Here is a 12,952-nt window from a genome sequence, read left to right on the forward strand (position 1 = left end):
GTATTTACGAAATACTTAGTTGAAGCGGGGATTATGCATGAATAAAGAAAAGAAACTAAAAAAACCAGTAGCAAGTTTTATTGTCCTAACCAATATCATTTTTTGGCCACTTTTTTGTCTTGTAGGAGCCATAAAGATGTTAGGATTGCCTGCATGGCTCTTTGATGTCATGTTTATTATATCGGCTTGGTCCTCAACCTTTGCTTTTGCAATACTATTTAAAAGGATCTATCCGGGGCAGAGTTTTATACAATTTGTAAAAGATAAATTCAAGAATAAACTTAAATTTTCTGTCATGCTTACTGTGAGTATGATTCAAACTTTCCTATTTTTGATGATTTTGTTTCTCGCAACTAAAAATAGTGAAGTAGACTCTATTTTTACTGTTTCTTCATGGGGAATGCTGATCTATTTCTTTTTTAAAAACTTTCTTGCAGGGCCACTAGGAGAAGAAATAGGGTGGAGAGGCTTCGCTCAAATTGAGCTCCAAAAGAAGCATTCGCCATTAAAAGCTTCGATCATCATAGGATTTTGGTGGGGGATGTGGCATCTACCCATATGGTTTACTACAGGGCTTGTGGGCATTGATCTAATCAAATATATTCTATTCTTTATGATTTCAATCCTATCCATTAAGATCGTCATGACAGCATTTTATAACTTAAATCAGAATTTAATCATCCCAATCATCATCCACCAATTCTTTAATTTTTTTATTGGCATAATAAACGGAAACTTAATCGATTTAATCATGTATAGCGCAATTTTGTATTCTGTGGCAGCCGTTTTACTTATCGTTTTAAATCCAAAGAAAGTATTGTATGGAAAGGAAGATACAAACATTGTGAGGAGTGGGATCTGATGCAATCAAGTAGTTTGAAACTAGAAGCATATATTAACAAATATCTGGAATTGTGGGACTTTTACGGTGTTATTCAAGTCACCTGCAAAGGTGAAGTTCTTTTTGAAAACGCATACGGCTATGCAAGTATTGAATTTGGAATTAAAAATGAAATAAATTCATGCTTCTCAATCGCTTCCATATCAAAACAGTTTACTGCCTTTGCGATTATGCTCCTATATGACAAGAAAATGCTGGACATAGATAAATGTGCACAATTTTACCTCCCTGCGGATATGAAGATTGACGAGTCGATTACTGTCCATCATTTACTATCGCATACTTCTGGATTATATAATTTTTATAATTTTGAGAATGATTTTTTTGCTGGTTACAACAGAATGGATTATTCGCGAAGCGATTTCTTCCGGCAGTGTATCAATAAAAAGCCTATAAATCCACCGGGCACGGCATATGATTACAATAACTCAAACTATAATTTGCTAGCATGGATTATAGAAAATGTTTCAGGAGAGAAGTATGAAGATTATATTCGAAACAACATCTTTCTGCCCTTGAATATGATGAACAGCGATGTTGATGACGGCTGTAAACCTATTAAAAAAAGATCATGTAATTATACAAAAGATTTTGATACAACCATCAAAAGTCCGTATTATAACGAGAAATTTAGCATCGGTGCAGGTGCCATCATTTCAAACTGCGATGATTTGTTCAAATGGTACACCTGTTTGCGGGATCGCAAAATCCTATCTCAAGAAACGTACATTAGATTTTTCAAAGTGAACAAAAACAATTACTGCTATGGACTGGAGCATCATCATATTTACGGCACAGATAGATATTCCCACGGGGGAGATCATCTTGGGGTAAGCACCTATATGCAGGATTATTTTGATGAAGATATATGTGTCATCATTCTTTCAAATAACGAGGCTATCAATCAGTATAGACTGGGCAATGCAATTTCAGATATTTTGCATCAAGTTGATGTAGATGTTCCGACAAAACGTGAAGAGTTTCCCATCAACGAAAACAAGCTTAAAGAGTATTGCGGAACCTACTTGAAAGATAAGATACATGTAGAACTTATTAATGGAAAATTATATTTTACGAGATTTATAGGAAATCTTCATATTGAGATCTACCCGGTAGGTGAAGGGAGATTTGCTCGCAGACATTCTGACCAGATCCATCCGTACAGCATTGCTGAGAACGAACACGGCAAGATGACATTTTTCGGATATATCAAGGATGACCCCGCAATCAAGTAGTTTGGGCGCTACGAATCAGTGAAAATACAATAGATATAAATGAAATAAGCACACGGAGCTTCGTGTGTTTTTTTGTTATGAAGAGGGAGAGAGTGTTCCTCGAGCATCGGAGAAGATTTGTTATAATCGTCTTTTGACCAGTTATCGTGCGAAAACGACCGATTATCGAAAATCCATTTACAGCAGGTTGGATCCTTTTTATATTTAGATCGAGTGAAAGGGTTGTGATGATGTGAAATTTGAAGTGTCGATTGATCCAGCTTATAAAGAGCCGAAGGTTATCATTCTAACGGATAAAATGACAGATGAGATCTCTGATCTGATGAGGCGACTTTCGGAAACCTATACGGATGCATTAGCTGTATTTTCAGATCGAGGTGTTGAAATTGTCGAATGTAAAAATATCATTAGAATCTATGCGGAGAAACAGAAGGTATTTCTCCAAACGGCTAGCGGTATCTACACCGTTCGTTCAAGGTTATATGAATTGGAAGAGAAACTAAACAATCAATTTTTCGTTCGTATTTCAAACTCCGAGATCGTTAACATGAAGATGATTACGAATATGGATATTAGTATGACAGGAACAATTGGCGTGCTCTTAAGAGGGAATATCAGAACGTATGCTTCCAGGCGCTACGTGTCAAAAATTAAGAAACTATTCGTAATATGAGGTGAAAACATCGTGAAAAATGTAATGAGTCGGGTTGTTGGTGGTTTTGTCATCGGCGTGATTATCGGACAAATCGTACAGATCCTTATTTCGCTCCGATTCGGACAAGGTAACTATATGCCAGTTATCGATCATTTTCGCTCTTTCTTTGTGAGTGAGATGACCGCTGTTATCGTGCAAATCCTGTTAACAGGGATTATAGGTATCACATTCGCTACAAGTTCACTTATTTTTGACATTGTGAAGTGGAGCCTACTGAAACAGTATCTCGTTCACTTTTGCATAACAGCACTTATATGGGTACCGATTGTGATGCTGCTTTGGATGCCAAAAACGTCTATCAGTACACTGATTTTTTTCATTAATTTCTTAGGTACGTATGTGATCACGTGGGTGATTCAATACATGATTTCCAAAAATGATATTAAACAAATTAATGCTGCGATTAAGTCCAAGCAATTAGAAGGGAGAAGTGATGATTAAATGGCCATTGCGATTAATAATCTAACGAAAAAATTTAAAGAGCGTACAGCTGTCAATAATCTTTCACTGACCATTGGGAAGGGAGAATTTTTTGCACTTTTAGGGCAAAACGCGGCTGGGAAAACAACAACCATTAAAATGCTTAGCTGTTTGCTTACTCCTACAAGTGGCGATGCACAAATGTTAGGCGATAGTATTGTCCAGAACCCTACGGCAGTCAAACAAAAAATAAACATTTCACCCCAAGAAACGGCGGTAGCTCCGAATCTTTCTGTAAAGGAAAATTTAGAATTTATTGCGAGTATCTATGGAAGCAATAAGCGAGAGGCTAAGCAAAAAGCAGTGGAAATGATGACAAAGTTCGGACTTTCGGAGCGTGCCAAAAATAAGGCAAAAACATTATCAGGTGGGATGCAGCGCCGACTAAGTATTGCGATGGCTCTCATTTCAAATCCTCAAATCATCTTTTTAGATGAGCCTACACTCGGACTTGATATTCGCGCGAGACGTGATCTATGGGAGGTTTTGCTAGAGCTGAAGGGTAAAATCACGATTATTCTAACGACACATTATTTAGAAGAAGTAGAAGCACTTGCTGATCGCGTCGGTATAATGCATGGTGGTCAATTACATGCACTTGGAACGATTGATGAGTTAAAAGCAAATACGGGAAAATCTTCTTTAGAAGATATCTTCCTTACACTAACGGAATAGGAGGTCTGATTATGAGATATCTAGCATTTGCTTCGCGCAATCGGAAGGAGATTTTACGAGACCCCTTAACACTTCTTTTTGGGATGGGGCTTCCGATTATTATCATGTACCTTTTTTCAAGCATGCAAAAGAATATGCCTTTTGATCTTTATAGCATCGAAAACTTAACGCCAGGCGTGATCGTTTTTAGTTTTTCTTTCATTACATTATTTTCAGGAATGCTGATTGGTAAAGATAAGAGCAGTTCATTTTTAATGCGGATTTTTGCTTCACCGATGTCTGCGTCTGATTATATGATGGGGTATGCATTACCTCTATTACCGATTGCCTCGCTTCAAATTATTATTTGCTTTATTTCAGCGTTATTTTTAGGATTATCTTTTCATGTGAATATAGTAGGTGCCGTTATTGTACTTATTTTGATTGCCATGCTTTATATTGGATTTGGTTTACTACTTGGTACATACTTTACTGACAAGCAAGTGGGTGGGATTTTTGCGATCTTTGTCAATCTGACAGCATGGTTAAGTGGTACTTGGTTTAAGCTGGATATGGTTGGTGGTACGTTTAAAATATTCGCTTCAGCATTGCCATTTGCTCATGCGGTTGATGCTACACGATTTGCTTTATCAGGTCAGTACGGTGATCTTGTAGTACCCTTATTATGGGTAGTTGGGTATACGATCATGATCTTCGTACTTGCAGTTTGGGGCTTTAAGAGGAAAATGAAAAGCTAACGAATCGACTAGACTGTCAGATAGATGGCAGTCTTTTTTTCTATGATTTATTAGAAATTTATTATTATATCTTATCCTTTCCATATCAACTTAAAGGGAGAATCTGAATCGATGAGAAAAGTATGGAAGGTGTTAAGAAATATTCTGATTGCGCTTATCGCGCTGATCTTGATTGTGTCTGCGGCGGTTTTTATCTATCATAAGTATCAATTGAGCAAGGAATCCGCTTTACTTAGTAGTAAGGGGACATTGGTTGATTTCGATAACAAAAAAATAAATGTATATAATGAAGGCAGCGGTGGGGATACGTATGTCTTGATGCCAGGCTCAGGGATTGCTGCGCCTATTTACGAGATGAAGGGGCTTTATAGTAAATTTTCAAAGGATAATAAAATTGCGATTATTGAAAGAGCTGGGTACGGATATAGTGATGTATTGGACGATGACAGGGATCTAGACCGCATCTTGGAACAATCGAGGGAAGCGCTGATTCGAAGTGGCAATCAGCCTCCTTATGTGTTGATGCCACACTCCATGTCAGGATTAGAAGCGATTTATTGGGCTCAAAAGTACCCAGATGAAGTAAAGGCAATCATCGCGATGGATATTGGCTTACCCCAAGATTATGTGACGTACAAAATGAGCTTTGTTCAATCTCTAAACATTAGAGCGATGAATGTATTCACGAAAATAGGCTTTCATCGATTTCTTCCCTCTTCGACTTATAATGAGGAGGTATTAAAGCAATCCTTTTTAACGGATCAAGAAAAAGAAATCTTTAAAGCGATCTCCTTTAAGATGACGTTTAATGATGATATGCTGCACGAACTTTTGCAAATTGATGAGAATGCTAAAAAATCTGTTGCACGCCCGCTGCCCAAAGGAACGCCGATCTTATTCTTGGCTGCATACACGGATCAAAATGAGCATTCGGCATACAATGAACGAAAAAATAAAAGCTATGAAGAGTTAGCAAGCCAGCTATCTCGATCGGAAGTGAAGCGGGTGAAAGGGAAGCATTCGATTTATTTATACGCTCCCGATGAGATCTATAAGCTGGCAACGGATTTTATTAAAAAATGAAAGGTCTATAGGGATGAAAGGATATAACATTCTAATCGTTGAAGATGATTTAACTATTGGTGAGTTACTTAAAAAAATCTTAGAACGTGAAGGGTATCAGGTCTATTGGAGAACAAATGGGGATGAAGTGCTTAAGCTCATTTCGAAGATCGATTTCGTGATTATGGATGTGATGCTGCCAGGTGAAGATGGCTATCAATTGACGAAGAAGATCAAAGATCGGGGAATGGGTATCCCCATTATATTCTTGTCTGCTCGTAATGATATGGATAGTAAACTGAAGGGGCTAACCCTGGGCGAAGATTATATGGTAAAGCCCTTTGATCCTAGGGAACTGTTATTACGGATGCAGAAGATGCTGGCTAATCAGTATGGTTCTTTTGCGCAAATCAAGCACTTATTTATCGATGCCGAACATGCTAAAGTTTTCAATCATGACTTGCATCATGAAGTAATGTTTACTGCCATTGAGCGGAAAATATTTTTCTATCTCTATGCCAATCGGGATCGGATCTTAACAAAGGACCATTTCTTTGATTACTTATGGCAGCTCGAAGATCGAAATCCCAATATTATAAATGTACACATCAAAAAAATAAGATCTAAAATCGATGACCAAGCCGGTGAAGTGATTCAAAATGTTTACGGAGAAGGGTATCGTCTCAATACCTATTGGAAGTCATGAAATTAAAGAAGAAGTATCAATTATTGTTGTTCTCTGCCATTGTGAGTGTGCCCGTGTCGTTTTTATTGATCAGTGTTCTTGTTTCAAGCATTTATGATCATGTTTTTAAAACAAAGAATGAAGGCATACCTTTTCATGCGTCTTTTGCCTATCCGACCATGCTCGTTGTATGTTTCTTATCGTTCTTATTACTTGCCTTTATATTCTCAAAATCGATTCATTCTGTATTGAATAAAATCAATATATTGAATAAAACGATACGGCATTTAGCTAGTAGTGACCAAATTCCTAATAAACTAGAGGTTAAAAGCCATGATGAAATAGGAGAGCTAATCGGTTCTGTCAATTTATTAATTGAAAGAACGACTTATCGGGAATTGGAGCTTAAACAACAGGAAGAGACCAAGAAGGAGCTCTTGAATAAGCTAAGGCATGATATTAATACACCGTTAACAGCGGTTAGATTGCAATTATTTTATCTAGAGGGTCAGCACCAAGACCAGACGCCCATACTAGAGTCGCTATACCAACAAATTCAATATATTGCGGACTTAACGAATGAGCTTAAGTTGCAGTCTACAGATACGTTAGACCATTCGTATATTGTAAGCGATGAAGTGAACATCAATGATGTATTGGAAACGATGGTGAAGAAGTGGAGTTATTTATATAACATCCATAATATTGAATTAAGTTTCCATTCCATTCATCGAGAGTTGATATGGACAAGCAACGAATTGTGGCTGCAAAGGTTATTCGATAACATTTTTCAAAATGCATTAAAGCATTCACAAGCTCAAAGTCTGGAGGTCACCATTCAAGATGGGATGGTATCGATTCGGGATAATGGGGTTGGTTTTGATATGGAGAGTAAAAGTACCGGTTTAGGACTAAAGATTATTGAGGATATCGCGAGGAGCCTTCATATCGAATGTATATGGCAGTCTGATGAGAAGGGGACACGGTACCTTTTTAAGAAAGATTTATTTACGGTGGCATTGTCAAGCAGACTGGCGTAAGAAATGCATAAGCTAAATTACGCTATGGAGTAATAATATTTATTTTGGACGTAAATATGTATTGCGCTTTAAAGTAAAATGATATACTCTTTAAAGTAAAGGAGGGTGTAAATATTGGAAGATATTCGACTCAATGTTCCACTTCTTCGCAAGCGTGTACCGAATTTGACAAGTGCAGCACGTTCGGTTGGATTGCGTGCTGCAACAGTATCGAATTTATGTACAGGTAAAATTCCTGTAGGTCGTGCAGAAGTTCGGACACTTGTATCACTAGCATCACTGGCTAATTGCAGCTTAGACGAATTAATTCTAATTGGGGAGAGGATCGAAATGATCGAAACCGGAATTAAGACTTTGGATTTGTTTGCACCGTTAGCTAAAGGCGGCAATATCGGATTGGTAGCTAGACCGATGATGGGTCAATTAGTAATACTGGCTGAGCTTTTTTATCGATTAAAGAGACAAGGATTTGCTACCGTATTACTTATGCCTGAGGGAGATCACCGTGGAATGGAAGATGTAACAGGTGAGGCTGATCTACGCTGTGACAGTGTGGATGAAGTGTTTGCAGAAGTGAAGAAGCTTGGTGATACGGTTGACGTTGTCCTTGCTGCGGATCGTTCTCATGTGCTGAACAACAATATTTATGAACTGCAAGATCGACTGCATGCAGCGGGTATCACTTCCTTAACAACATTCCTGGTTGATTTGCAAGGCGAAGCCGTAGATGAGGAGCAGCCGTATGGGCCGCTGGAAACGTTGTGGCAGCTGGATGCGGATATGGCAGCGAGAAGATATTTCCCTGCTGTGAATCCAGTCCAATCTACTTCTGAAATTATCGAGAGCACGAACGTAGATGCCCAGCATCAATTGATTCGTCAAAAAGCGAAAAAATTGCTTCGCCGTTATAAAGAACTGCGCTTCTTGGTGCAAGTGCAGGGCCGAGATAGACTGCCTGCATCCGAAGTACAAACTTTCTTACGCGGTGAACGCTTAGAGGCATATCTAACACAACCTTTCTATGTGGCAGCTCCAGTTACAGGCAAAGCTGGCGTAAGTGTATCGCTGCAAGAGACGATACAAGATGTGCAGCAAATCTTAGATGGTGCATTGGATCAGCGTGAAGTGGATGAAATAATGTATTTGGGTCGATTGGCTTAACTGAAAAGGGGTTGGGGAAATGGAAACAATCGTTGCACCAACACGTTGGAACTTGGATAGCCTTCTATATGGTCTTGATCTAGATAGTTTAAATAAAAATATGATCAGTATGAAGGAAAAGTTGATTAATTTCGAGGCATGTTTAACATCAAATGCGTTGAATGAGAATCAATTGATAACCCTTTCAGAAATAATTAAGCAAATTGAATCGGCAGAATCCTTTTATTATTGCTTGTCCATCGAAAATATAGAGCCGACTTTCTTAACGCTATTAAATGCGAATATTTCAACTTTAAAATCACACGTTCGGTGTATTATATCCAGTTTGCAAGAATTATTAAGTAATATGAATGAACAACAACTTGCCGATTGGTCTAAAAGTATTAACCATAAAAAGTTTATATCGGAGTTAACAAATGATACAACAAGAATAACAAATGGGGAAAAAATAATTTCAAGTTTTGCCAGAGAAACATTAAGTTGTTTTGAAGATATCTATGTTCAACTTCGTAATAATTTAAAAGTAAAAGTAAATGTTGAACTTGATCATGGAAAAACTGAATTATCTTTTACTGAGGCAATGAGGATATCCATGTCTCACCCAGAGCCTTCTAACAGGCAAGATGTATTTAAGGGACTAAATCAATCTCTAAAAACACAAGCAGGTGTGTTTTGTTCTATTTATAATCAAATGGTAGGATTAAGGCTTAATGAAAACAAGATAAAAAATGTAGATTACCTTGATGAATCATTAAAATTAAATGGCATATCTCAATCAACACTTAATGCTATGTGGGATGTAGTAGATTCCAATTTACATGTACTATCAAAGTATCTAGTAATAAAGGCTAGAGAAGTCGACAAAGAAAAGCTTACATGGCATGAATTGATGACTTCATCTCAGGAAATATCGCATCAGATTACGTTCTCAGAAGCGATCGATTTAATAATTAAATCACTTGGGAATATGGATGCAAATATTTCGCAATTCATAAAAAAAGTAATTTCAAACAGATGGGTAGACGCAGAACAACGTGATACAAAACCACTGGGTGGTTTCTGTGCTCCATTCATAGCCGAAGGTGAATCAAGAATATCATTAAGCTACGATGATAGCATCGATAGTGCTAGAAGACTTGCACACGAATTAGGCCATGCGTGGCATTTTCAACAAATGAAAGATGTCCCCTCTTTACTTTTTTCAGAAGAAACTTTTGAAATGACAATGGCTGAAACCTCTTCTATCTTTTTTGAAACTGCGTTTATAGATTTTGTAATTCAAAATACAAATGATGTTTCAATAAAAAAAGAAATTCTTGAATGGAAGATTAAGCGCAGTCTAAATTATTTAATGTCGATAAGGGGAGCTTATTTGTTTGAAAATCAATTTTATGAGTGTAGGAAAAAAGGACAAATAGACGCGAATCAGATGGAGGAACTTTCGTTACAATGTCAGGAAAAGGCTTATGGTAATGGATTATGCGAGTATGAACCTTTTTTGTGGATCAAATATGGACAGTTCTATCAAGCTAATATTCCTTTTTATAATTATCCTTACTCTTTTGGCTTTTTGTTTAGTATTGGGCTATTAGAAATTGCTAAAGGTGACGAACTATTTCACAAAAAGTTTCAAGAATTTCTAAGTGAGACTGGAATGTTACCGTTAGAACAACTAGTTAAAAGACATTTCAATATTGACCTCTCTCTGCCGGAATTTTGGCAACAATCCATACAACAATGTCTAACGGACATAGAGCATTATAACAATTGTATGAGTTAAAAACACCTTCGAGGATTAACCGTATTCTACTCTAAAATAGAGCAGTCTCTCCCTTTGCATCATAAAGTGGAGGGCTGCTCTTCTTCATGCTTAATTCTTAAATCGTTAAGTAAAATCAACCAACAGTTCCGTGAACATCGCGAGCTTGAACGTTTAGGGTTTCAATTTTTGTTGTTTTTGATTATTATTTTCAAAAAATACATAAATAATGGAACGATTCATGCTCGTTAATTGTCATACAATCGAAACCAGGATGAGGGAGGTGCTGATGGGGTGAGTGACCGCGAGCTGTTTGAGATGTACAAAGAGCAAGTGTACCGTCTGTGTTATTACATGATGCGAAGCCATGCGGATGCGGAAGATATTTGCCAAGAAGTGTTCGTGAAAGCGATCCTAGCGGATCGATCACAGATTCAAGAGATAAAACCATGGCTGCTCAGAATTGCAACGAATGAGTGCAACAGTGTGCTGAAGCGGCGCAAGAATGGCTGGACGAAAGAAATGCTTACATACTTACTATCTCGTCCTCGTAACTCAAATCCAGTTGAGGAGGGTTATGATCAACAAGAGATGAAGATGGAGTTTTATGAGCTATATAGAAGGCTGCCAGATAAACTGCGGATGGTCGTGACATTACGGTATGTGAACGAACTGACTGTGCCGGAGATTGCAAGTGCGATTGAAGTTCCCGAGGGAACGGTGAAGTCTAGATTAAACAGAGGGTTGAAGATCCTGCAAAAAATTACGACACACCAAGCAAAGGAGATGCTCGGAATTGAATCCAAATTATGAAGCAATGTGGAATGTCATTGAGAAGGAAGTTACAAAGCGTAGAACGGAGACGATGGAGTCGAATTCTCATATACAAAAAAGAAAAATGTTTCCCGCAGCGGTCGTCTTTGCTTGTTGTATGATCGTCGCTGTGCCTGCTACTATCGCTGGTGTTGCACTGAATTGGGAAAGTTTGATAGGCGGCAAAACGATTACTACGGCGTTAGATAACGGATTTGGTCAGCGATATGATCTTCATGCGAAGAGTGAAGGCGCGACAATGACGATAAACGGTGTTGTGACCGATGGGGAAAAAATGAAGGTGCTTTTTTCAATTGAGACGCCAGAAGATGTTAGGCAGTATGACAAGATTGGGATTAAACAGATGGCGATAAAAGATGAAAAAAGTAACAATATACAACTAAGCGAAGAACTGAAATACGATCCAGCCAGTGGCAAGATGCAAGTCATAAATGGGACGATAAATGATCTGAAGTACGATCAAGCTAGCGGTAAACTACTAGGCATCTATGAGACTTTAAATGAACTGGGGGATCAGAAGAAAAGTTACACACTTGAAGCAGAAGGACTCTTTTTCAAAAAAAATAAAGAGATTGCCTTGAAGTCAGGGGTTAAGGTTGGGGACGTGATTGATACGGGGATAAAACGATATCCAACTATTCAAATTGAATCCATACGGGAGTTGAATCGTCAATTGGCGGTTCGTTATCGGATAACGGATGTCACATCTGACGCTGCCCAGGGTAATCCACACTTCAGTCTGAAGACGAGTGACAATAGAGAATTGAATTCACCCCCAACTGCTCTCCCGAATAATCGACCTGGACTGTTAATGGAGCAAGTATTCGATATCACGGAAAAAGATTGGGATAAATCGGAGTTGCAATTCGTGTATAGCGAAGAAATGAAAGTCCTACCAAGTAAGTGGAATTTTAAGTTAACGGTAGATGGTAAGAAGGCAAGCGAAGTGATTTATACGCGTAAGTTAGAGATAAGCGAGGAAGAAGAACGGCGGCTGGGGTACAGGTTGGAAGAGTTGGTGATTACACCTCTGGAAATTCGAGTTGGAACGGTAACGAGTACACTAGAAAATGCTCTAGAAAATGGTCGGACTAATTATGAATCGGAGCGGTTATTGATTGGAGATCAAGTCGTTGAAGGTACGTCAGCTATGAAAAATTACGTATTTAATGGCTTTGAAAGTAGATTGGTATTCCAGTCTCCAGAATGGTATAAGGATTGGTCTAAAGTTCCGATGAAGCTGCTTTTTCAAGATGCAAGGGTAAGTAAAAGTGATCGATCGGATAATTGGGTTAGATTACAGAAACCATCCCTACAAAAACAGCACATGGATATGAAGATCGAGAGTTTCGATGTTCGTTACACTTACTATTTAGATGGGGCGGATTTGGTTGTTGAGTCTAGTTCAGATTCTCCTAATTTCCTTGCTGTGATTGAATCTAGGTTGAGAGTGAACGATGCAATTGTTTTCCGAAAAAATGATCCAAATGATTATACAAAGTATGTAGAACGCTTTAAGATAGCAGATTTAAACGGTAAGTTAGAGCTTAAACCTTACATTTATTCTTACAAAGACCCTACCAACACAATCGAGATCAAACTTAACTAATCGAACCCTATTTTTTTAAAAAAATAAGAGCAGTCCATCCCTTTTTATCTCAAAAAGTG

Annotated in this window: 13 protein-coding genes; all 13 read left to right on the forward strand. The window is 38.0% G+C overall.

Annotated features, from left to right (window positions below):
• The first annotated feature begins 37 nt into the window (after positions 1-37).
• The 13 genes from ACSBOP_RS01930 (at position 38) to ACSBOP_RS01990 (ending at position 12,893) form a co-directional block, all read left to right on the forward strand.
• Positions 38-862, forward strand: a complete 825-nt coding sequence (locus ACSBOP_RS01930) for a CPBP family intramembrane glutamic endopeptidase (RefSeq protein ID WP_442602818.1) — start codon at positions 38-40, stop codon at positions 860-862.
• Positions 862-2,136, forward strand: coding sequence for a serine hydrolase domain-containing protein (locus ACSBOP_RS01935; protein WP_442602819.1), 1,275 nt, complete (start codon positions 862-864; stop codon positions 2,134-2,136). The genes ACSBOP_RS01930 and ACSBOP_RS01935 overlap by 1 nt, the downstream gene beginning before the upstream one ends.
• Positions 2,137-2,368: 232 nt before the next feature.
• Complete coding sequence (locus ACSBOP_RS01940; protein ID WP_442602820.1) at positions 2,369-2,809, forward strand: LytTR family DNA-binding domain-containing protein; 441 nt, start codon at positions 2,369-2,371, stop codon at positions 2,807-2,809.
• A gap of 12 nt (positions 2,810-2,821) precedes the next feature.
• Positions 2,822-3,292 (forward strand): DUF3021 domain-containing protein, encoded by a 471-nt coding sequence (locus ACSBOP_RS01945; protein ID WP_442602821.1) that lies wholly within the window; start codon positions 2,822-2,824, stop codon positions 3,290-3,292.
• Positions 3,293-4,006, forward strand: coding sequence for an ABC transporter ATP-binding protein (locus ACSBOP_RS01950; protein WP_442602822.1), 714 nt, complete (start codon positions 3,293-3,295; stop codon positions 4,004-4,006). It begins immediately after the preceding gene.
• An 11-nt stretch (positions 4,007-4,017) separates the two neighbouring features.
• Positions 4,018-4,743: an ABC transporter permease gene (locus ACSBOP_RS01955; protein ID WP_442602823.1), complete on the forward strand. Its 726-nt coding sequence runs from the start codon at positions 4,018-4,020 to the stop codon at positions 4,741-4,743.
• Positions 4,744-4,854: 111 nt separating this feature from the next.
• Positions 4,855-5,826 carry an alpha/beta fold hydrolase gene (locus ACSBOP_RS01960; protein ID WP_442602824.1) on the forward strand — a complete coding sequence of 324 codons (972 nt, stop codon included), beginning with the start codon at positions 4,855-4,857 and terminating at the stop codon, positions 5,824-5,826.
• A 13-nt stretch (positions 5,827-5,839) separates the two neighbouring features.
• The gene (locus tag ACSBOP_RS01965) at positions 5,840-6,511 is read left to right on the forward strand and encodes a response regulator transcription factor (RefSeq protein ID WP_442602825.1); all 672 of its coding nucleotides are present in this window, start codon (positions 5,840-5,842) and stop codon (positions 6,509-6,511) included.
• The gene (locus tag ACSBOP_RS01970; RefSeq protein ID WP_442602826.1) at positions 6,508-7,530 is read left to right on the forward strand and encodes a sensor histidine kinase; all 1,023 of its coding nucleotides are present in this window, start codon (positions 6,508-6,510) and stop codon (positions 7,528-7,530) included. Before ACSBOP_RS01965 ends, ACSBOP_RS01970 begins: the two co-directional genes overlap by 4 nt.
• Before the next feature lie 114 nt (positions 7,531-7,644).
• The gene (locus ACSBOP_RS01975; RefSeq protein WP_442602827.1) at positions 7,645-8,691 is read left to right on the forward strand and encodes an ATP synthase beta subunit C-terminal domain-containing protein; all 1,047 of its coding nucleotides are present in this window, start codon (positions 7,645-7,647) and stop codon (positions 8,689-8,691) included.
• 19 nt (positions 8,692-8,710) lie between these two features.
• Positions 8,711-10,471, forward strand: coding sequence for a M3 family metallopeptidase (locus ACSBOP_RS01980; protein ID WP_442602828.1), 1,761 nt, complete (start codon positions 8,711-8,713; stop codon positions 10,469-10,471).
• Positions 10,472-10,744: 273 nt separating this feature from the next.
• Complete coding sequence (locus ACSBOP_RS01985; RefSeq protein ID WP_442602829.1) at positions 10,745-11,263, forward strand: RNA polymerase sigma factor; 519 nt, start codon at positions 10,745-10,747, stop codon at positions 11,261-11,263.
• Positions 11,247-12,893 (forward strand): DUF4179 domain-containing protein, encoded by a 1,647-nt coding sequence (locus tag ACSBOP_RS01990; RefSeq protein WP_442602830.1) that lies wholly within the window; start codon positions 11,247-11,249, stop codon positions 12,891-12,893. Before ACSBOP_RS01985 ends, ACSBOP_RS01990 begins: the two co-directional genes overlap by 17 nt.
• The last annotated feature ends 59 nt before the right edge of the window (positions 12,894-12,952 follow it).

The organism is Paenibacillus sp. KN14-4R (genome assembly GCF_052180255.1).
GTDB lineage: Bacteria > Bacillota > Bacilli > Paenibacillales > NBRC-103111 > Paenibacillus_AM.

Bases quoted from the DNA above. Each gene is read 5' to 3' on its own strand.
- ACSBOP_RS01930 (WP_442602818.1), top strand. From the start codon at position 38: ATGAATAAAGAAAAGAAACTAAAAAAACCAGTAGCAAGTTTTATTGTC.
- ACSBOP_RS01935 (WP_442602819.1), top strand. From the start codon at position 862: ATGCAATCAAGTAGTTTGAAACTAGAAGCATATATTAACAAATATCTG.
- ACSBOP_RS01950 (WP_442602822.1), top strand. From the start codon at position 3,293: ATGGCCATTGCGATTAATAATCTAACGAAAAAATTTAAAGAGCGTACA.
- ACSBOP_RS01955 (WP_442602823.1), top strand. From the start codon at position 4,018: ATGAGATATCTAGCATTTGCTTCGCGCAATCGGAAGGAGATTTTACGA.
- ACSBOP_RS01960 (WP_442602824.1), top strand. From the start codon at position 4,855: ATGAGAAAAGTATGGAAGGTGTTAAGAAATATTCTGATTGCGCTTATC.
- ACSBOP_RS01965 (WP_442602825.1), top strand. From the start codon at position 5,840: ATGAAAGGATATAACATTCTAATCGTTGAAGATGATTTAACTATTGGT.
- ACSBOP_RS01970 (WP_442602826.1), top strand. From the start codon at position 6,508: ATGAAATTAAAGAAGAAGTATCAATTATTGTTGTTCTCTGCCATTGTG.
- ACSBOP_RS01980 (WP_442602828.1), top strand. From the start codon at position 8,711: ATGGAAACAATCGTTGCACCAACACGTTGGAACTTGGATAGCCTTCTA.